The following is a 20,831-nucleotide window of genomic DNA, read 5'->3' as shown; positions in this document are numbered from 1 at the left end:
TGCGGCTCGACTGATATCTGTGCATCGGGGTGGCGAAAGGTTGAGTTCTTACGAGGCACCCCAGCTCTCTGAGCTGTTCGCGGTTTACACCGTCCTGACCGTTGTCAGACTACCTCCAACGCCAGTTTTCACTGACGTCGCCATCAATATCGAATCGATTGTTCTCCTTCTTCTGAATATAAAACGTCAACATGATTGTTTTTCACTCAAGACGTTAAGGTGGATTGCGATCTTCAAACCCTCCGACCGGGGTACTACGTATTGGTCAGAAGGTAGAAGATACAGGGAAAGCTTGTATTACGTGGTTTAGGATGTTGTACGCTGGCAGCGTCACTTGGTTTTCGTTATCACGCCAACAAGTGACGCCGCCCATTTCTTCTGGACCCAATGCGTTGTCCGCAAAATATCCAATAACCTGTCGAATCTGACAACAGTCATCCAGACTACTGAACGAAACCACCCAGGCAAGCCAATCGTAGAAAGCAAAATCAACCCGCAGGTTATTGTTTGAGGATACTGGCAAGTCAGAAAATTGCCTGTGAAATTGCACCTTCATCACTATTGTTAGTGATACCCGTTTTCAAAGGATAAACGGATTTGCCGTCCGAAGACGCCATCTCTCAGGCTATGATGGCATTGAGATCAGTCACCCGAAGGCGTTCCTCTCAGACTACGGGAACATTAACGATCGCTTACGCGATAACGAATACTGCCTTAAATTAATCAAGGTCTATTTCAACGTCAAGAAAGCTTTTCATACCGCATAGAATAATCATTTACTCTTTTCAAAAAACGAGCAAAATGACAGGCCGAACCGTTAACAAAAAGCAAAACAGGCATAGATAAATCCGCACTGGCGATCTTTGTCCCTAGGATTCATGATTTTTTCCACTCTGTGAATTAATGACGAACACCTGCTTCTGATGATTGTCTCCCAATCCGCAATAGCCTAGCGTCAGTTCTGCCAATTGACTGAGCTAAAAGTCATCATCTAATCATAAAAGATCATTTCTTATCAAAAATTAACGAAAACCGTCATATTTCAAGTGATTCAATACTGAAATCAATCATTATAAATGTGACGCATATCACATAATAAAAATAAAACAATAAAATTAATTTGAAATTATTAATGTTGATTATTAAATGATTAATATTAATCCATTTTTTATACAATTCTGTTACAAAATAATCACATTGGCCTGATTTTTGCTTTGTCATATAACCTCTTGTTTTTGCTGCTATCTTAACCAACCCCCTATTTTAGTTGCCCGGTTGATAATCAACCCTAAATATTGATCGCTAAGTTAAATTCGTGGTTAATACTGTTTCGACATTGTGGAATAGAAAGTCAATGAAAAGCAGTATTTTAGTCTTAACGGTTTTTTGTAGCGTAGTCTCAGGCAGTCAAGCCGCCGACATCGCAGATCAACAACTCATTCATCAACAGGCCCGTCAGCAAGCCCTGGAGGCGCAATTAGCCCCGCCGCCTGCGGAGGTTCACCTGTCGGTACCGGAAACCGGGGAATCATCCGCCTTCCCGGTGGAAACCCCCTGTTTTCCTATCACACATGTAGCATTGGCAGGTACCGAAAATTTCCCGCACTGGTTACCGTTCCGGCGTGTCGCCCAACAGGGCGAAAACCATTGCCTGGGCGATAAAGGCATTAGCCGGCTGATAACCCAATTGCAAGATCAGCTCATTAATCACGGCTATGTCACCAGCCGGGTTCTGGTTCCTCCCCAGGATCTGCGTACCCAAACGCTAAAACTGGTGATGATACCGGGCAAAATCCGGCATATCCGCTATACCCCTGACAGCGGGAAATATATCCAGCGGATAACCCCCTTTCCCGCGCGTGAAGGCAAGCTACTGGATTTACGGGACATTGAGCAGGGACTGGAAAACTTGCAACGCTTCCCGACCGTGCAGGCGGATATGAACATTGTCCCGGCAGAGCAGCCGGGGGAGAGCGATATTGTGCTGGACTGGCGTCAGTCCCGGCATTGGCGAATCGCCACGTATCTGGATGATACCGGCTCCAAAAGCACCGGGCGTTATCAGGGCGGACTCACCTTCTTTCTGGACAACCCGCTGGCGTTGAGTGATCTGTTTTATCTCTCCGGTGGACGCGATATTCATTCATCTGCCGGGAAGGGCAGCCAAAACGACACGCTCTATTACTCCCTGCCGTTCGGCTACTGGATGGCGAGCGTGACGGCCAGTCATTACGATTATACCCAGACGATAGCCGGGCTGAATCAGGCGATCCAATACCGGGGCAAAAGCCAAAACCTGGCGGTTCAGCTTAGCCGTGTTCTGCACCGTAACGCCGACCAGAAAACCCTGCTTAATGGTGAAATTTATCGCCGGACGTCGCGCAATTTTATTGATAAGACCGAAGTTGATGTTCAGCGCCGGGAAACCGCGGGCTGGAAGCTGGGGCTGTCCCATCATCACTTTATCGGCAGCGCGACGCTGGATACTAGGGTGACTTACCAGCAGGGCATGCGCTGGTTTGGCGCACAACCGGCGCCGGAAGAGTACCGCAATGAAGGGACCGCCTTACCTAAAATCACCCAATTCTCGGCGACGCTTGCCGGGCCGTTAACCTTGTTTTCTCAGCCTTTTTCTTATCAAACCCAGTATTTGCGTCAGATAAGCGCCAGCCCATTGACGCCCCAGGATCGCTTCTCGATTGGCGGTCGCTGGACGGTGCGCGGCTTTGATGGCGAGCTGACTTTATCCGCTGATCGGGGCTGGTACAGCCGCAACGAACTGGACTGGCAAACCCCGCTGAAAGGGCAGTCGCTGTATCTGGCAATGGATTATGGCGAAGTGGGCGGCCGGGGCAGCGACGCGCTGCTCGGAAAACACCTGGCGGGGAGCGCCCTAGGCTGGCGCGGCAGTCTGAAAGGGGTGAGCTACGACCTGTTTGTCGGCGTCCCGCTGTCCAAACCCGCCGGTTTCCAAACCTCTCCCGTCACGGCCGGATTCAACCTGTATTGGCAGTATTAATTCAAATAACAAAACTGCCGGTGGGTAGTGTTGTGTGGAGTAAAAATCATGAACAAGCAGTTGTATCGTATTATCTTTAATCAATCCCGCCAGATGTGGATGGTAGTGGCCGAGATAGCGCGGGCCGGACGGGGACGAACCGGGCGCCGATATCGGTGCCCCTCTTCACCACAGCATCGTTGCCGACTCACTGCGCTACGGTTTGGATTGTTGTTAGCCTTTGGCGGGATTTCGCTCACCGCGCAGGCGGCGATTGTGGCCGACGGACAGGCGCCGGGGCGCCAGCAACCGACCATCATTCGCAGCGCCAACGGCACGCCGCAGGTCAATATCCAGACGCCGGGCGCCGATGGCGTTTCCCACAATACCTACCGTCAGTTTGACGTGGATAAACAGGGAGTTATCCTCAATAACAGCCATCAAGCCACGCAGACGCAACTGGGGGGTATGGTCGCGGGCAATCCGTGGTTAGCCAAAGGGGACGCCAGCGTTATTCTTAACGAAGTCAACAGTCGTTACCCCAGTCAACTCAATGGCTGGATTGAAGTCGCCGGGCATAAAGCCGAGGTGATTATTGCCAACCCGGCGGGTATCACCTGTAACGGTTGCGGGTTCATTAACTCACATCGCACCACGCTCACTACCGGGCAAGCTCTGATGGAGCGAGGCCGGCTGAAAGGGTTTGATGTCAATCAGGGGGAAGTGCGGATTGACGGGCACGGCATGGACAGCACACAGCAAAGTTACACCGATATTATCGCCCGCTCCGTCGCCATCAACGCCAAATTACACGCGCAAGACCTGAAAGTGACCACCGGGCGCAATATTGTGGATACGGCGCATCAGCAGATAGAGAAAAAATCGATTGACGATGAAAAGCACCCGGCGTTTGCGTTGGATGTGGCGGCGCTGGGCGGCATGTATGCCCATAAAATCAGGCTGATAGGCACCGAAACGGGGGTGGGCGTGCATAATGCCGGTAATATCGGCGCGTCTGCCGGGGAGGTCCATATCACCGCCGATGGCTGGGTAGAGAACCGCGGCACCCTCAGCAGCCGGGATACGTTGCAATTAACCTCGTCTGCCGATGTCACTAACACCGGCAAATTGCTGTCACAATCGGCGGTGAATTTACAGACCAAAGGAGCACTGCGCAATCAGGGCCGGGTGGAAGCTCGCGGCGATACCACGGTCAACGCAGGCACAATACACAGCAGCCATGACAGTGTGTGGGCCGCGGGACTGGATGATAACGGCAACACTACCCGTCCCGGCTCACTGACTCTGACCGCGCAGCACGTTCAGGCGAAGGGGAAAAATCTGGCCGCCGATACGCTGGCTGTCCACAGTCAGCGGATTGACCTGAGCGACAGCCAGACCGCAGCCAGCCAGATTCAACTCACCGCCAGTCAAGCGGGGATCAGTACCGCTCGCGCTACCGTCAACGCCGACCGTTTGACGGCGAAAACGCCGGGCCAGTTTAACAACGACGGCGGCCAGTTAGTGGCGAAGGAAATCCACCTGACGACCCCGGATTTATCCAACCAGCAGGGGAAAATTAACCAGACCGGGACCGGTGAACTGACGCTCCATACACGCACCCTGAATAACCGTGAGGGGACAGTGTTCAATCAGGGGAAATTGACCCTCACTACTGACCGGCTTAACAACCGTCAGGGCACTATTGCCAGTCAGGGCGAGGACCTGCATCTGACCGCGCATCAGGCCGATAACAACCAGGGGACGGTGCAATTGGCCGGTCAGGGTCGATTATCGCTCAACACGCAACGGTGGCTGGGTGATAAGGGCAAGCTGCTCACCAATGGCGCCCTGACGATACAGGCCGGTGAACTGCAACTCAACCAGGCTGAAACTCAGGCCGGGCAGATAACCGTCAACGCCGACACCCTGAGTCATCAAGGCGGCGTGATGCAACAACAGGGCAAAGATACCCTGTCCCTCACCACCCGGAAGCTGGATAACCAGCGCGGTACCCTTGCGGGCAACGGCAACCTGAACCTTAAAGCAACGACCGTCGATAATCGTCACGGCAACATCGTGGCCGCCGAAAAAGGCTCGCTGACACTGGCGGTCAAAGACACGCTGGACAATCAGTCGGGCCGGGTGTTAAGCGGCGGGCAGTTAACCCTGCGCACCGGCGATGTTGATAACACCGGCGGGATAATCGCCGCGGACGGTAAAACCACGCTGACCAGCGCCGAGCTCACTAATACTCAGGGCCAGATTGCCGGCAATGGCGGGCTGGACATTCACAGTCAACAACTGATAAACCGCGAGGGGACCTTACAATCCGCCGACGCCCTGACTCTGGATACCGACGGGCAGTTACTGGATAACCAGCAGGGCCATATTCTCGGTGAGGGCAAGACGACCATCACCAGTGGCCCGCTGGACAATCGCCACGGTCATCTTCAAGGCGGACAGTTGGCTATCGATACCCGACACGCCGCGCTGGATAACCGGGACGGCAAATTGTTATCCACGGACACCTTAACCCTGAATACTCATCAGCTCGACAATCGTCACGGGCAGGTGCAGGCGGTGGGCGACACCACGCTCAATGTTGACACTCAAACCGATAACACCGGCGGCCTTATCCGTGGCGGTCAGCAATTGACCCTGAACACCGCTCATTTGATTAACCGGGAAACGAAGCAGACGGATAACGGGCTGGAAGCGCAAAACCTGACGGTCAACGCTCAACAGGTGGACAATACTCAGGGCGCTTTACGGGCAGCCAACCATCTGAAAGCGAACATCAGCCAGACCTTAAATAATACTCAGGGGCTGGTCTCTGCGGGCAAACAGCTCATTCTCAAAAGCGAGGCCCGGCAACCGCATCTGGCGATTAATAACCGGCAAGGCACGCTGATTGCCGGGGAGCACGCCACGATTAACGCCCATGCTCTGAGCGGTGACGGCCAACTGTTATCGCAGGGCGATATGGCGGTCACTTTAACCGAGGATTTTCATCATACCGGCAACACCGCGGCCAATGGCAATCTGACCCTGAAAACAACCGGCAATCTCCTCAACGACCGCCAGATAAAAGCCGGTCGGGCGCTGCATCTTGACACTCACAATCTCACCAATAGCGCCTCCGGTGAAATCAGCGCCGGGCAAACGCAAATCCAGGCTCACGATACCCTGAGCAACACCGGACTGATTGACGGCGGTTTGACTCATCTCACGGCCAACACCCTGAACAATACCGGCACCGGGCGCATTTACGGGGACCAGCTGGCCCTCCAGACGGGCACATTGAATAACACCGCTCAGGACGGCAAAGCCGCGGTCATTGCGGCACGGGACCGGCTGGACATCGGCACCGCAACGCTCAATAACCAGCATCATGCGCAGATTTACAGCGTGGGCGACATGCGCATCGGCGGCCAGTTGGATAATACCCTGACGGCCTCCGGTCAAGCCCATGAGCTCAATAACCACGCAGCGACGATTGAAGCCGGGCGCCACTTGAAGATTAATGCCGACCAGATTAACAACACCAACGCCGGGTTGGTCACTCAGGTCGTCGAAACGGAAAAGTCTCAGCATCACGATGCAGTACTCAGCGGCCAGACCACCCGTTACGACTGGTCACAGGTGGACACTTCCCACCGCAATAAATACAAAGTGCACGATGCCATCATGCCGGATGGCAGCCGCAGTAATGACTTTTACGAATATCAGTACACCCGGACCGTCAAGGAAACTCAGGTTAAACAGAGTGACCCCGGTAAAATTCTGGCCGGGGGTAATATCACGCTCAACAGTGCGCAGGTCACTAATCACGACAGCCAGATTGTCGCCAGCGGGGCGCTGGATGGAGAAATCGGCGAACTGCACAATATTGCCACTCAGGGCGAACGGATTACCACCGATAAAGGTCGCCAAACTCACTGGTACGCCAAAAAGACCAAACACAAAAAGTTCGGGTTCGGTGGCACCAAAACCTCGCAGGGGAAAAGCCGCAGCAATTATGACCCGGCCCCCGTAATAGAAACCATCGACCTGAAAACGCTGGCCTGGCAGGAGAATACCCGTCCACAGGGCACCGATATCACGATTACAGACCGACAGACCGGTCAGATACATTCTGCCCCCACGGCGGTTACGCCGGTGAACGGTATCAAAAATCAGCCACTGGTATTGCCCCCGGAGACCGTCAAAGGGCAAACAGTCGATCCGGTGATACGCGTGGTGACACCCGATACGCGTTTGCCGAATAACAGCCTGTATACCGTGCAACCGGGCAGCGACAGCCACTATCTGGTGGAGACCGACCCGAAATTCACCCAGTACAAACAGTGGCTGGGCTCGGACTATATGCGGCAACAGTTAACGCACGACCCGGCGCTGGTTCACAAACGCCTGGGCGATGGGTTCTACGAACAGCGGCTGGTGCGCGACCAAATCACCCAACTGACCGGTCAGCGCTATCTGCCGGGCTACAACAACGACGAAGCGCAGTTTAAAGCGCTGATGGATGCCGGTGTCGCCTTTGGCAAACAGCAACAGTTAACGCCGGGTGTGGCGCTGAGTCCGGCACAGATGGCGCTGCTGACCTCAGATATTATCTGGCTGACTAACCAAACCGTGACCCTGCCGGATGGCACTACCGAGGTGGTGACTGTGCCGCAGGTTTACGCGCGCGTCCGTCAGGGCGACCTGAGCAGTGATGGCGCCTTGCTGGCCGGGAATACCGTGGCGCTCAACAGTCAGGGCGATATCACCAACAGCGGCACGATGAGCGGGCGTGACGTCACTCAACTGACGGCCAACAATTTGACCAACAGCGGCTTTATTCGCGGCGGCAAAGTGGATTTAGCGGCCCAACAGACGCTCACTAACCGGGGCGGCCAGATTCAGGGGGATGATCGGGTGACTCTGAAAGGCCGGGATATCACCAGCGCATCGACCGTGCGCGGGGATGAAGCTAACCGCTGGCTGGACCGTCCGGCAGGCATCTATGTGCAGAACGATAAGGGCACCTTATCGCTGAGCGCCATTAACAATGTCCAATTAACCGCCAGTGACGTCAAGAATGCGGGTAAAGACGGTCACACCGAGATAACGGCAGGCCATAACCTGACGCTGGACGCCTTAAGCACGCGCCGCACAGAGCAAGGCGACTGGGGGAAAGATAACACCCGCCGTCTGACCCAACAACAAGATATCGGCAGCCAGATAACCGGCGCCGGTGAGGTGACCCTGCAAGCCGGGCAGGATTTGAACGCCACCGCCGCCCACGTCAACGCCGGTCAACAACTGACGGCGCAGGCCGGAAATAATCTGACGCTGACCACCGGGACGGCCTCATCCGACTTAGTGGAGCACAGCAAGCAAACCAGCAAAGGCTGGCTGTCGAAATCGTCAGTGGAAACCCACGATGAAGTGCATGACCGGCAGGCGCTCAGTACCACATTCAGTGGCGATAAAGTGACTCTACAGGCCGGTAAAGACCTCAATATCCGCGGCAGCAATGTCGCCGGTACGCAGGATGTCAGCCTGAACGCCGGTCATCAGCTCACCGTCACCACCGCAGCCGAAGCGCACGATGAAACCCATTTGCGACAGGAGAAAAAATCCGGCCTGATGGGGACCAGCGGCATGGGTTTCACCGTTGGCAAAGCCAGCCAGAAAGTCACCACCGACAGTGACAGCCAGCTGAGCAAAGGCAGCACGGTCGGCAGCAGCCAGGGCAATGTCACCCTTAACGCGGGAGAACAGCTCCGGGTTCACGGCAGTGAGGTGATTGCCGGTAAAGACCTGACGCTGACCGGTCAACAGGTTGATATCACCAGCGCGGAAAATCGCCATCACACCACGACAAAAACCGAACAAAAACAGAGCGGCTTAACCGTGGCGCTGAGTGGCGCCGCAGGCGGGGCCGTCAACAGCGCGGTGCAAACAGCCAGAGCCGCCCGCACTGAAAGTGACCCGCGAGTAAAAGCCCTGCAAAACACTAAAGCCGCCCTCAGCGGAGTGCAAGCGGCGCAGGCTGGCCGACTGGCGGAGGCTCAGGGCAGTGACGACAAAGGCAATAATAATCTGGCCGGGGTGAGCCTGTCTTATGGCCGCCAGTCTTCCCGTTCAGAACAGCAGCACCGCCAAACCACCCAACAGGGCAGCCACCTCACCGCCGGGGATAACCTCACCATAACCGCCAAAGGGGATGGCAAAGGCGCATCAGGCCAGAATGGCGATATCCGTATTCAGGGCAGCCAGTTACAGGCGGGTAAAGACCTGCAACTCAATGCGAATCGGGATATTCAGCTCTCATCCAGCCAGAACACCGAGCAGACGACCGGCAAAAACAGCAGCCACGGCCGCTCGCTGGGCATGGGCCTGACCGTGGGACCGGGAGGCACCGGTCTGAATGTCTCGGCCAATGTCAGTCGGGGCAACGGTCGCGAAAACGGCAACGGCGTCAGTCATACTAACACCACATTACAGGCGGGACAGAGCGTCGGGCTGAACAGTGGCCGGGACACGACGCTGAAAGGCGCTCAGGTCAGCGGCGAACAGATTACCGCCGACGTGAAACGTCATTTGATCCTCAGCAGCGAGCAGGACAGCCAGCGCTATGACAGCCAACAACAGAATGCCAGCGCGGGCGTCAGTGCCACCGTGGGTCCCCTCACTAACGGTACCGCAAGCCTCAATGCCAGCCGCAATAAACTGCACAGCAACTATGACAGCGTGCAGGAGCAGACCGGGCTGTTTGCTGGCAAAGGCGGCTATCAGGTTAACGTCGGTGACCACACCCAATTGGACGGCGCGGTGATAGCGAGTCACGCTGACAAAACCAAAAACACCCTGAACACCGGGACGCTGGGCTTTAAAGATATTAAAAATCAAGCGGATTTTACTGTTGAGCAGCAAAGTGCGGGCGTCAGCCTGGGCCAACCGACCGCCGGTCAGGTCCTGAATAATCTGGCGGTCAATGGGCTGAGTGGTTCCAATAACCAGGGCCATGACAGCACCACCACGCACGCTGCCGTCAGTGACGGCAACCTGATTATCCGGGATAAAGCGCACCAGACTCAGGATGTCGCGAACTTAAGTCGCGATACCGATAATGCCGCGAATGTCCTGAGTCCGATATTTGATAAGGAAAAAGAACAGCAACGGCTGAAACAGGCGCAACTGATTGGCGAACTCAGCGCCCAGATGACCGAGATAGCCCGTACGGAAGGGAAAATTATCGCCACCAAAGCGGCGAAAGCGAAGCTGGACCATATCAGTGAGCCGGACAAAGCGGCAGCCAGAAAAAAATTGGTCGACAGTGGCAATCCACACCCGACTGCGGCGGATATTAATAAGCAAGTTTATGACACCGCTTACACACAGGCGCTGAATGACTCGGGCTTTGGGACTGGCGGAACCTATCAGAAAGCGTTACAGGCAGCCACGGCAGCCATTCAGGGCTTGGCAGGGAACAACCTCGGTCAGGCGCTGGCCGGGGGCGCTTCACCGTATCTGGCCGGTGTGATAAAAGCGCTGACGACAGATCCACAAACTCATAAAGTGGATATTGCCACCAATACGCTGGCCCATGCGATTTTAGGCGCGGTAACGGCAGAGGTCAGTGGCAATAATGCCTTGTCAGGCGCAGCCGGTGCCGCATCGGGTGAACTGGCCGCTCAAGTTCTGATAAAGCAACTTTACGGCGACGGCACCAAAGTCAGTGAATTAACGGAGGAGCAGAAGCAAACTATCAGCACCCTTTCCACCCTGGCAGCAGGATTGGCAGGCGGCATTGCCGGTGACTCCACCGCCAGTGCCCTCACTGGGGCGCAGGCCGGGAAGAATGCGGTGGAGAATAATGCGCTGGCCTCGCGAAATCTGGGTGATTGCCGCACGCTGTCACCGGAAGCGTGCGGCAAGGCTAAGGAGCTGAGCCAGCGCATTCTGGATAAAGGCTTGCCGTCAGTGGAGGACATGCGCGGTAAACTGGCATCATGTCAGGATGACAGCTGCCGTAAAGGAGTCTGGACAGAGTACCGGCAGGCCAGTGATGCGACCATCAACAGCCTGAAACAGATGGCGTTGAATGGTGAGTTGAGTCGTGAAGAACTGGCATTCATCAACCATGAACTGGGCAAGGAGCTGGCCGTCTCAGGTTACCGTGCCAATGACAAGATAGGGCGTTCAGAGCAGAGCAGCTGGTTAAATGGCGGCAGCGGACCCCTCTCCGGGTTTTTTAACACGGAACTGCGTCAAAAAGAGCTGGAAAAATCGGGCTTGTCCAAAGCGGATGCGGCGCAGTACGTGAAGGAAGAGCAGCGCAACCTGTTGTTGCTGGAGACTGCGGTCGGGGCTATTGGGGGAGCAGCCAGTAATAAGATACAGGCGAAGCCATCATCTGTATCATCAAAAAATAATGTTGATAAAAGCGTTCCGGCGGAAGCTACTCAAGTACAGCCTAACCAAACGGCTAATAAATCAAGTACAACAACACAGACAGATGTCGCAAAATACTTTGGCCAGGACAGAAAATATTGGTCGGCTGAGCCAGTTCCCTTTAAGGGAAATAAGGTTTATCAACGAAATGACTTGTTTGATCCAAGCCGTATTGATCCTAAATCAGGTAAGACAAACGTAGAGCTTATGAGAGCTGGTAGAGCACCTATCGGTAATGATGGAAAACCTGTCAATTTACATCATATGTTACAAAAGCAGGATGGACCTATAGCTGAGGTAACGCAGAGTTTTCATAAGGATAATCATAAGGTCATACATATAAATGATAACAGTATCCCCTCAGGTATTAACCGCTCGGAGTTTAATAAGTGGCGTTCTGATTATTGGAAACAACGAGCTAACGATTTTAAATAGGGTTACGTATGAATACTAAACTTAATGATGTTATTGAAGAAATCGAACGCTTATCAGATGGTCAAAGAAATGATGTTGATTTGCCAGATGATGAATTAATTTCTCAGTATGAAAAAGAAATTGGTTTCGAATTTTCAAATGATTATAAAGAGGTTTTGAAAAAAATAAGTAATATATTCTACGGAACTATAGATTTGTTATCTGTTACCCGTGATAAAAAATATTATGGAGAACTGTCACAAGCGTTAAGCGATGCAAGAGAGCAAGGGCTACCTGAAAATTTGCTCCCGATCTGTGAAGATAATGGCAGTTATTATTGTATTGATTATGACGGAAAAATTAAGTACTGGACGCTTGATGGTTATAACGAGGAAAGTTGGCCTGATCTTGCTAGCTGGATAAAGCAAGTATGGATAGAAGGTAATTAGTCATGCTAAAGATCCCAGCGCTTGGCTGGGATCTTTTTTGAGCCGTCAGTTGTACTCAACGAGCCGGATAATCAACTGCCCGTGCTCAACACTGACCTGTACTGGCTGTCCGGTGGCAAAGCCCGCTTCTTCCAGCCAGTTGCCTTTAAGATGCAAACTGGGGTGCTGGCTGTAATAGCGGGTCATACCGGTGCTGCGGTCTTCGTGGCGGGTGCGGGCATACCCCACCTTATAGCTGCGCCGGGCTTTTGAAATCGCTAAATCTGCATTACAATCGCGGTTAGCCATAAATCAACTCCTGCTTAGTTGGTTGTGGTTAGCGGTTGTGGCAGGTTGCCGCCTGCTCCATCCGCGTAAAAAAATCCTTTCTCTTAGCTGTCTGTCTTTTACTGTTGTGCCTGTGCAATTACCGCATCCAGCATCTCTGAAACCAGCTTCTGCTTAGCGCGGGGCAACTGGCTGATAATCTGTATCTGTTGCTCAAGCCGTGAAGCCGGTCCCCGTTTACGGGGGATCGTGTCGCTCTCTTCGCCGAACAGTTCTTCGAGCGAGACGGAAAGTAACTTTGCTATCTCAGGCAGAACAGAGATCTGGATCCGTCTTCTGCCCGCTTCCCATGACTGAACCGCTTGCTGAGAAACGTTCAGTGCCTGAGCCAGTTGCGCTTGTGTAAGTCCGGCGTGTTTACGCAGGGCAGAAATCCGCTGACCTAACGTCATCATAAATACCTGTTCTTCACTACTGATGGAGGCGGCCATAGTCGTTGTTACCGATGTAAAAAGTGACTGAATGACCCTAATCTACAACATGTTTTACATCTTACTGTTGTAAATACTACCAGCTGTAGTATATGATTGTCGAGTTATTTTTATCCAAACCCTATTGACAGGTTTTTACAGGAGGTCACTGATGACCCGCGTTCCCGATACCGATTTAGCCCGCTTAAAGCAAACCGTCTCGTTACTGGGGCTGGCGCGTAAGCAAGGCCGTCCGATGAAAAAACGCGGTGAGGATTATGTGCTGCGCTGTCCGTTCCATAACGAGAAAACGCCCTCAATGGTGATATCGCCTGCTAAGAACCTGTATCACTGCTTTGGCTGTGGCGCAGCGGGATCGGTGCTGGACTGGGTGATACAAACGGAAGGGGTGACGCTGAAAATCGCTATCCGCCGGCTGCGGGAGCTGGCCGGGTTGCCGGATATGGACAATGCGGTTGTGGCCGCTTCTTCTTTAGCCGCCCCGCCGGGATCACAGGCGGCACCTCTGCCGCGCCCGAAACTGGCCGACCTGGACGATGACGGGCAGGCGCTGTTGCATCAGGTGATTGATTTTTATCATCAGCACTTACTGGCGTCACCGGAAGCCAAAGCCTGGCTGGAGCGGCGCGGGCTGAACCATCCTGAACTGGTCAGCCACTTTAAACTGGGGTATGCGGGCCATCACGGTATCAGCGGTTCCGCGGGGTTGTTGCCGTCCAAAGACAGTCAGGAAGGTCAGCAGTTGCGCGGCAAGCTGTCGGGGCTGGGCGTGTTGCGTACCACCACCCGGCAGGACCACTTCCGGGGCTGTGTCGTGGTGCCGATAATTGGCTGGGCCGAATCGGCCAGTGTGGCCAGCCGCGGGCGGGTGCTGCAACTGTATGGCCGCCGAACCCAGCCGGATTACAAAGTGCTGAAAGACAGCCCAAAGCATCTGTACCTGTCCTCACCACTGGCCGGGGTCTGGAATGAGGCAGCGATGAAAGCCGCTGCGGAAATTATCCTGTGCGAAGCGCTGATCGATGCTATGACCTTCTGGTGTGCCGGGTTCCGCAACGTGATCGCCGCGTTCGGGGTGAACGGGTTTAACCGTGAGCATCTCGAAGCCTTGCAGTATCACGGCGTGAAGCGGGTGCTGATTGCCTTTGACCGGGACGAGGCCGGAGACCGTGGCGCGGCTAATGTGGCGGCTGACTTACTGGAAGCCGGTATCGAGGCATGGCGGGTGCAGTTCCCGCCGGGCATGGATGCCAATGACTATGCGCTGAAAAGCGGCAATGCCGAACATGCGCTGGGGCTGGCCTTGCAACAGGCGGTCTGGCTGGGACAGGGAACAGCGCCGGGCGCGGTGTTCAGCCATGAGCGGCCCGTCTTGCCGACGGTGACGGAAAAGCCCCAAAGTGCCGGGGTGGCTAAATCTTCTTCTTTAGCCGCCCCGCCGGCGCTGACCGTTGCCCCCGTGCCCTGTGAGCGCACGGCGTCCGGTGAGTTGTTGATGAAAAGCGGCCCCCGGGTCTGGCGGATACGGGGGATGAAAAAATCCCCGGTACCGGACGTGATGAAAGTCAATGTGCAGGTGCGGGATGAAACGTCCGGCCTGTTCCATGTGGATACGCTGGACATGTATCACGCGCGGCATCGTCAGCACTACATCAGCACGGCGGCGCAAGAGCTGGAATGCGAGCTGTCGGTCATCAAACGCGAAGCCGGGCGGGTCTTGCTGATGCTGGAGCAGCAACAGGACGCGCAACAGCAAGCCGACGCCGAAGCCTCAGGGACAACGGCGGTGACGGTCAGCGCGGAAGACGAAGCCGCCGCGCTGGCGTTGCTAACATCGCCGAACCTGACAGAACAGATTATCAACGACATGGCCGCCTGTGGGGTGGTCGGCGAATCCACCAATCTGCTGACCGGGTATCTGGCGGCAGTCTCGCGCAAACTCGATAAACCGCTGGCCGTGTTAATCCAGAGCAGCAGCGCGGCAGGCAAGAGCAGCCTGATGGATGCCGTGCTGAACCTGATGCCGGAAGAGGAGCGTATCCAGTACTCGGCGATGACCGGACAGAGCCTGTATTACCTCGGCGAAACCAGCCTGCAACACAAAATACTGGCGATAGCCGAAGAAGAAGGGGTGCGGCAGGCGGCCTATGCCCTGAAACTGTTGCAGTCCGACGGCGAGCTGAAAATCGCCAGCACCGGCAAGAACGAGCAGAGCGGCGAACTGGTGACGCGGGAATACAGGGTACAGGGACCGGTGATGCTGATGTTAACGACGACGGCCATTGATGTGGATGAAGAGCTGCTGAACCGCTGTCTGGTGCTGACGGTCAACGAATCGCGTGAGCAGACGCAGGCTATCCACGCCATGCAGCGGCACCGCCAGACGCTGGCCGGGTTGCTGGCTGACTCGGAGAAAGGCTATCTGACGCAGTTACACCAGAACGCCCAGCGCCTGTTAAGGCCGCTGAAAGTGGTCAATCCTTACGCCCATCAACTGACGTTCCTGTCAGACAAAACCCGGATGCGGCGCGACCACATGAAATACCTGACGCTGATACAGGCCATTGCCCTGCTGCACCAGTATCAACGTGAAGTGAAGAAAACCACCCACCGCGGGCAGGTCATCGAATATATCGAAGTCACCCAGGACGACATTGCCCTGGCTAACCGGCTGGCGCATGAGGTGCTGGGGCGCACGCTGGATGAAATGCCGCCGCAGACGCGCAAGCTGTTACTGCTGATACAAGAGATGGTGAACGCACAGGCGCAAATCCAGCACTGCCAGCCAAATGAAGTCCGCTTTACCCGGCGGGATATCCGCGCCTTTACCCACTGGAGCGACAGCCAGCTCAAAAACCACTGTCAACGGCTGACGGAAATGGAATACCTGCTGTTGCATGGCGGCAGCCGGGGGCACCTGCTGCATTATGAACTGCTGTGGGACGGAGAAGACAACGGCGCAGCCCACCTGTGCGGCCTGCTGGATGTCGGAGAAGCGGACTCAGAAACCGCCGGCAGTGAACGCAAGTCTGACCCGGAAGGTCGTAAGTCTTCCCCAAGTCCGGGGCAAGTCTGGCCTGAGTCTGGGGAAGAAAAACCCGCGTCAGCCCAGACAGAACAAGGGCCGGCAGGGGCACAAGTCCGGGCAGATGAAAACGCAGTTATTAAGGAAAATAATCACAGAGGCGCATTGCCCGTACCCGACAGGGATAAAACGCCGGCAGCCGTCCCGACAGGTCATGAGAGCAAGTCTGACTTAAATGAACGCCAGTCTGCCTCAAGTCTGGGCCAGGTCCGGGCTAAGTCTGGGGTAAAAAAATCCCCATCAGGGCAGGCAGAACACGGGTTCAGCGTACCGCAAGTCGGGGTAACGGAAGACACCGTGATAAAAGGAAAAAAGAAAACACGCCCCTTGTCTGCGCCCGCCCCTCAATCTCAACCGGAGGTCAATCATGGCAAACCGTAAACCCCGCAAGGGAAGTCTCCTGACCGTCGATGACGTCTACCGTCAGCCTGTCGGTCCGGCACATGACCCAAAAAGCCTGTATGCGCTGCTGCTGCGCTTCGTGGCCTGGCGGCAGGAACGGAACTGGTCGGAAACCACGCTGAAAGTGCAGACCCATCACACCTATCACTTTATCCTGTGGGCCACGGACCGGGGCCTGTACTATGCCGCGGACATCACGCGGCCAATACTGGAGCGTTACCAGCGCTACCTGTACCAGTACCGCAAGACCAACGGAGAGCCGCTGAGCATCCGCACCCAACGCACGCAGTTGCAGCCGTTACAGGTATGGTTCAAATGGCTGACGAAACAGAACCTGATACTGGCGAACCCGGCAGCGGACATTGAGTTGCCGCGGGAAGAAAAACGCCTGCCGCGGTATATCCTGAGCATTGATGAAATCGAGCATATCCTGTCGCTGCCTGACCCGAATACGTTGCAGGGCGCGCGCGACCGGGCCCTGATGGAGCTGCTCTGGTCAACCGGGATACGACGCAGTGAAGCGGCCCGGCTCGATATCTACAGCATAGACGGGTCACGCAAAACGGTGACCATCCGGCAGGGCAAGGGGAATAAAGACCGGGTATTGCCCCTCGGCGAACGGGCCTTAAACTGGCTCCAGTTCTATCAGCAACAGATTCGCCCGCAACTGCTGGTCACCCCGGACATCCAATCACTGTTCGTGGCAATGGACGGTCTCGACGGGTTGCAGCCGAACGGTATCACGAATGCCGTAAGCGGTTATATCCGGGCCGCCGGCATTGAGAAAAAAGGTGCCTGCCACCTGTTCCGGCATGCGATGGCAACGCAGATGCTGGAGAACGGCGCGGACCTGCGCTGGATACAGGCCATGTTAGGCCATGCCAGCGTGGAGTCAACCCAGGTGTATACGCAGGTCTCTATCCGGGCCTTGCAGGCGGTGCACGCCAGCACCCATCCGGCGGAGCAAATGGCCGACGAAAAAGTCCGCGACGCCGATGAGGTGGGTTTACTGGCCGACCTGTACGCCGACGATAACGCCGACACGGACACGCCGCCGGACAGTTCAGAGCCGACCTCAACCGCCGATAGCCGCTGAGCGTCCGCACGCCCCCGTTGAGTTGGGCGGGTTCGGTGTGGGGGCAGACCGTGGCCGGACTGCCCGTCGGCATCGGCGCACGCGGGGGTAAATAGTCGTCAGGCGGCTCAACCACGAGCGTCCCCGTTAAGCCGGTCCAGGCCGCCCAACGCCTATTGAACATAATGCGGGGGAATTATACGCACTGCGCCGGTGAGCCCGGGCAACCGCCTGAGCATTGATGAGCGGCTTAATGCGTATAATTGGCATTATGTCTTGCGCCCCCGCGGGTCAGCATTGGCGGGTGTGGCGCACAAGGCTGCGCCTTATGCTCTAACCGACTGAGCCGGACATCGGCAACTCTGAGTTCTTCTTTAGCTGCCGTGCCAACGTCCGGCCAACAACCCTGAAGGCAGATCGGCCTGCGGCCTCCGCTCATTGACTTCCCCCCGCCCCAACCCCGCTGCACTGGCTGCGCCCGGTTCGCAGTCGCAGGCTCCTTGCTCATTCCCGTGCTCGCCATCGCCGCCCCGTGCAGCCCCCGGGGGCTTCCCTGAACAAAACAAAACCGCGTGGTCATGCAAGGTCATACGCAAACCGAAGCCACAGTGCCTCAGAGCGTCGCAGGGGCGCCGCTTGCGGGCTCTGTGCCGCCCGCGCCCGCAGAACGGGCACCCGCCGCCCAAGCGAGTTGGGCGACGTTCGCCCGTTGCCGAAAAAGGCGCTACACTGACCAGAGCGCGGCGGGAAAAACCGGCCTTCGGGGGCGAAAAGCGCGTCAGGGGGTTTTGGGGCCGGCGGTGAACGCCCATTGGAAAAAACGGGTGGTAACTGGCTGAGGGCATTGGGAAAATCGGTGTTTGGCGGTCAACGTCGCAATGGAATGGGTTGTTGTGGAGAATAATGCGCTGGCCTCGCGAAATCTGGGTGATTGCCGCACGCTGTCACCGGAAGCGTGCGGCAAGGCTAAGGAGCTGAGCCAGCGCATTCTGGATAAAGGCTTGCCGTCAGTGGAGGACATGCGCGGTAAACTGGCATCATGTCAGGATGACAGCTGCCGTAAAGGAGTCTGGACAGAGTACCGGCAGGCCAGTGATGCGACCATCAACAGCCTGAAACAGATGGCGTTGAATGGTGAGTTGAGTCGTGAAGAACTGGCATTCATCAACCATGAACTGGGCAAGGAGCTGGCCGTCTCAGGTTACCGTGCCAATGACAAGATAGGGCGTTCAGAGCAGAGCAGCTGGTTAAATGGCGGCAGCGGACCCCTCTCCGGGTTTTTTAACACGGAACTGCGTCAAAAAGAGCTGGAAAAATCGGGCTTGTCCAAAGCGGATGCGGCGCAGTACGTGAAGGAAGAGCAGCGCAACCTGTTGTTGCTGGAGACTGCGGTCGGGGCTATTGGGGGAGCAGCCAGTAATAAGATACAGGCGAAGCCATCATCTGTATCATCAAAAAATAATGTTGATAAAAGCGTTCCGGCGGAAGCTACTCAAGTACAGCCTAACCAAACGGCTAATAAATCAAGTACAACAACACAGACAGATGTCGCAAAATACTTTGGCCAGGACAGAAAATATTGGTCGGCTGAGCCAGTTCCCTTTAAGGGAAATAAGGTTTATCAACGAAATGACTTGTTTGATCCAAGCCGTATTGATCCTAAATCAGGTAAGACAAACGTAGAGCTTATGAGAGCTGGTAGAGCACCTATCGGTAATGATGGAAAACCTGTCAATTTACATCATATGTTACAAAAGCAGGATGGACCTATAGCTGAGGTAACGCAGAGTTTTCATAAGGATAATCATAAGGTCATACATATAAATGATAACAGTATCCCCTCAGGTATTAACCGCTCGGAGTTTAATAAGTGGCGTTCTGATTATTGGAAACAACGAGCTAACGATTTTAAATAGGGTTACGTATGAATACTAAACTTAATGATGTTATTGAAGAAATCGAACGCTTATCAGATGGTCAAAGAAATGATGTTGATTTGCCAGATGATGAATTAATTTCTCAGTATGAAAAAGAAATTGGTTTCGAATTTTCAAATGATTATAAAGAGGTTTTGAAAAAAATAAGTAATATATTCTACGGAACTATAGATTTGTTATCTGTTACCCGTGATAAAAAATATTATGGAGAACTGTCACAAGCGTTAAGCGATGCAAGAGAGCAAGGGCTACCTGAAAATTTGCTCCCGATCTGTGAAGATAATGGCAGTTATTATTGTATTGATTATGACGGAAAAATTAAGTACTGGACGCTTGATGGTTATAACGAGGAAAGTTGGCCTGATCTTGCTAGCTGGATAAAGCAAGTATGGATAGAAGGTAATTAGTCATGCTAAAGATCCCAGCGCTTGGCTGGGATCTTTTTTGAGCCGTCAGTTGTACTCAACGAGCCGGATAATCAACTGCCCGTGCTCAACACTGACCTGTACTGGCTGTCCGGTGGCAAAGCCCGCTTCTTCCAGCCAGTTGCCTTTAAGATGCAAACTGGGGTGCTGGCTGTAATAGCGGGTCATACCGGTGCTGCGGTCTTCGTGGCGGGTGCGGGCATACCCCACCTTATAGCTGCGCCGGGCTTTTGAAATCGCTAAATCTGCATTACAATCGCGGTTAGCCATAAATCAACTCCTGCTTAGTTGGTTGTGGTTAGCGGTTGTGGCAGGTTGCCGCCTGCTCCATCCGCGTAAAAAAATCCTTTCTCTTAGCTGTCTGTCTTTTACTGTTGTGCCTGTGCAATTACCGCATCCAGCATCTCTGAAACCAGCTTCTGCTTAGCGCGGGGCAACTGGCTGATAATCTGTATCTGTTGCTCAAGCCGTGAAGCCGGTCCCCGTTTACGGGGGATCGTGTCGCTCTCTTCGCCGAACAGTTCTTCGAGCGAGACGGAAAGTAACTTTGCTATCTCAGGCAGAACAGAGATCTGGATCCGTCTTCTGCCCGCTTCCCATGACTGAACCGCTTGCTGAGAAACGTTCAGTGCCTGAGCCAGTTGCGCTTGTGTAAGTCCGGCGTGTTTACGCAGGGCAGAAATCCGCTGACCTAACGTCATCATAAATACCTGTTCTTCACTACTGATGGAGGCGGCCATAGTCGTTGTTACCGATGTAAAAAGTGACTGAATGACCCTAATCTACAACATGTTTTACATCTTACTGTTGTAAATACTACCAGCTGTAGTATATGATTGT

13 protein-coding genes are annotated in these 20,831 nt (G+C 54.6%); 7 read left to right on the top strand and 6 right to left on the bottom strand.

Annotation, left to right across the window (positions count from 1 at the left end; translation table 11 throughout):
• Positions 1 to 265: 265 nt before the first annotated feature.
• Positions 266 to 523, bottom strand: a complete 258-nt coding sequence (locus PluTT01m_RS25525) for a hypothetical protein (RefSeq protein WP_125026217.1) — start codon at positions 521 to 523, stop codon at positions 266 to 268.
• A gap of 831 nt (positions 524 to 1,354) precedes the next feature.
• Here PluTT01m_RS25525 and PluTT01m_RS05900 point away from each other — a divergent pair.
• From PluTT01m_RS05900 to PluTT01m_RS05885, 3 genes are read left to right on the top strand one after another with little or no spacing between them, the layout of a single operon-like run.
• Positions 1,355 to 3,019, top strand: coding sequence for a ShlB/FhaC/HecB family hemolysin secretion/activation protein (locus PluTT01m_RS05900; protein ID WP_011145477.1), 1,665 nt, complete (start codon positions 1,355 to 1,357; stop codon positions 3,017 to 3,019).
• Between the two features lie 48 nt (positions 3,020 to 3,067).
• Positions 3,068 to 11,881 carry a hemagglutinin repeat-containing protein gene (locus tag PluTT01m_RS05895; RefSeq protein WP_011145476.1) on the top strand — a complete coding sequence of 2,938 codons (8,814 nt, stop codon included), beginning with the start codon at positions 3,068 to 3,070 and terminating at the stop codon, positions 11,879 to 11,881.
• An 8-nt stretch (positions 11,882 to 11,889) separates the two neighbouring features.
• Complete coding sequence (locus tag PluTT01m_RS05885; protein WP_011144929.1) at positions 11,890 to 12,309, top strand: SMI1/KNR4 family protein; 420 nt, start codon at positions 11,890 to 11,892, stop codon at positions 12,307 to 12,309.
• A 45-nt stretch (positions 12,310 to 12,354) separates the two neighbouring features.
• Here PluTT01m_RS05885 and PluTT01m_RS05880 read toward each other — a convergent pair whose 3' ends face one another.
• The gene (locus tag PluTT01m_RS05880; RefSeq protein ID WP_011144928.1) at positions 12,355 to 12,597 is read right to left on the bottom strand and encodes a SymE family type I addiction module toxin; all 243 of its coding nucleotides are present in this window, start codon (positions 12,595 to 12,597) and stop codon (positions 12,355 to 12,357) included.
• Positions 12,598 to 12,695: 98 nt separating this feature from the next.
• Entirely contained in the window at positions 12,696 to 13,067 is a 372-nt protein-coding gene (locus PluTT01m_RS05875) for a helix-turn-helix domain-containing protein (protein ID WP_041379902.1), read from the bottom strand.
• A gap of 151 nt (positions 13,068 to 13,218) precedes the next feature.
• On the opposite strand from PluTT01m_RS05875, the gene PluTT01m_RS05870 reads away from it, so the two are divergent.
• Positions 13,219 to 16,533, top strand: a complete 3,315-nt coding sequence (locus PluTT01m_RS05870) for a CHC2 zinc finger domain-containing protein (RefSeq protein WP_011144926.1) — start codon at positions 13,219 to 13,221, stop codon at positions 16,531 to 16,533.
• Positions 16,520 to 17,650 carry a site-specific tyrosine recombinase XerC gene (xerC, locus tag PluTT01m_RS05865; RefSeq protein WP_011144925.1) on the top strand — a complete coding sequence of 377 codons (1,131 nt, stop codon included), beginning with the start codon at positions 16,520 to 16,522 and terminating at the stop codon, positions 17,648 to 17,650. Before PluTT01m_RS05870 ends, xerC begins: the two co-directional genes overlap by 14 nt.
• 229 nt (positions 17,651 to 17,879) lie before the next feature.
• Here the strand turns inward: xerC and PluTT01m_RS26840 are convergent, their stop codons facing one another.
• Positions 17,880 to 18,137 carry a hypothetical protein gene (locus PluTT01m_RS26840; protein ID WP_157866891.1) on the bottom strand — a complete coding sequence of 86 codons (258 nt, stop codon included), beginning with the start codon at positions 18,135 to 18,137 and terminating at the stop codon, positions 17,880 to 17,882.
• Between the two features lie 352 nt (positions 18,138 to 18,489).
• Between PluTT01m_RS26840 and PluTT01m_RS05850 the strand changes: the two genes are divergently transcribed.
• Both PluTT01m_RS05850 and PluTT01m_RS05845 read left to right on the top strand, forming a co-directional pair.
• A complete protein-coding gene (locus tag PluTT01m_RS05850; protein ID WP_011145471.1) occupies positions 18,490 to 19,545 on the top strand; it encodes an HNH/ENDO VII family nuclease in 1,056 nt (351 codons plus the stop codon).
• Positions 19,546 to 19,553: 8 nt separating this feature from the next.
• Positions 19,554 to 19,973 carry an SMI1/KNR4 family protein gene (locus PluTT01m_RS05845; protein ID WP_011144929.1) on the top strand — a complete coding sequence of 140 codons (420 nt, stop codon included), beginning with the start codon at positions 19,554 to 19,556 and terminating at the stop codon, positions 19,971 to 19,973.
• A gap of 45 nt (positions 19,974 to 20,018) precedes the next feature.
• On the opposite strand, the gene PluTT01m_RS05840 is transcribed toward PluTT01m_RS05845, so the two are convergent.
• Both PluTT01m_RS05840 and PluTT01m_RS05835 read right to left on the bottom strand, forming a co-directional pair.
• Positions 20,019 to 20,261: a SymE family type I addiction module toxin gene (locus PluTT01m_RS05840; RefSeq protein ID WP_011144928.1), complete on the bottom strand. Its 243-nt coding sequence runs from the start codon at positions 20,259 to 20,261 to the stop codon at positions 20,019 to 20,021.
• A gap of 98 nt (positions 20,262 to 20,359) precedes the next feature.
• Entirely contained in the window at positions 20,360 to 20,731 is a 372-nt protein-coding gene (locus PluTT01m_RS05835; RefSeq protein ID WP_041379902.1) for a helix-turn-helix domain-containing protein, read from the bottom strand.
• Positions 20,732 to 20,831 lie beyond the last annotated feature (100 nt).

This window comes from Photorhabdus laumondii subsp. laumondii, from assembly GCF_003343245.1.
Classification (GTDB): Bacteria; Pseudomonadota; Gammaproteobacteria; order Enterobacterales; family Enterobacteriaceae; genus Photorhabdus; species Photorhabdus laumondii.
The sequence above is the reverse complement of the archived record's forward strand: the minus strand, read 5'-3'. Positions and strand labels throughout refer to the sequence as shown.

What these genes read in the sequence shown, in the direction of transcription:
- PluTT01m_RS05900 (WP_011145477.1), top strand. Translation starts at nt 1,355, where the DNA reads ATGAAAAGCAGTATTTTAGTCTTAACGGTTTTTTGTAGCGTAGTCTCA.
- PluTT01m_RS05895 (WP_011145476.1), top strand. Translation starts at nt 3,068, where the DNA reads ATGAACAAGCAGTTGTATCGTATTATCTTTAATCAATCCCGCCAGATG.
- PluTT01m_RS05885 (WP_011144929.1), top strand. Translation starts at nt 11,890, where the DNA reads ATGAATACTAAACTTAATGATGTTATTGAAGAAATCGAACGCTTATCA.
- PluTT01m_RS05880 (WP_011144928.1), bottom strand. Translation starts at nt 12,597, where the DNA reads ATGGCTAACCGCGATTGTAATGCAGATTTAGCGATTTCAAAAGCCCGG.
- PluTT01m_RS05875 (WP_041379902.1), bottom strand. Translation starts at nt 13,067, where the DNA reads ATGGCCGCCTCCATCAGTAGTGAAGAACAGGTATTTATGATGACGTTA.
- PluTT01m_RS05870 (WP_011144926.1), top strand. Translation starts at nt 13,219, where the DNA reads ATGACCCGCGTTCCCGATACCGATTTAGCCCGCTTAAAGCAAACCGTC.
- xerC (WP_011144925.1), top strand. Translation starts at nt 16,520, where the DNA reads ATGGCAAACCGTAAACCCCGCAAGGGAAGTCTCCTGACCGTCGATGAC.
- PluTT01m_RS26840 (WP_157866891.1), bottom strand. Translation starts at nt 18,137, where the DNA reads ATGAGCAAGGAGCCTGCGACTGCGAACCGGGCGCAGCCAGTGCAGCGG.
- PluTT01m_RS05845 (WP_011144929.1), top strand. Translation starts at nt 19,554, where the DNA reads ATGAATACTAAACTTAATGATGTTATTGAAGAAATCGAACGCTTATCA.
- PluTT01m_RS05840 (WP_011144928.1), bottom strand. Translation starts at nt 20,261, where the DNA reads ATGGCTAACCGCGATTGTAATGCAGATTTAGCGATTTCAAAAGCCCGG.
- PluTT01m_RS05835 (WP_041379902.1), bottom strand. Translation starts at nt 20,731, where the DNA reads ATGGCCGCCTCCATCAGTAGTGAAGAACAGGTATTTATGATGACGTTA.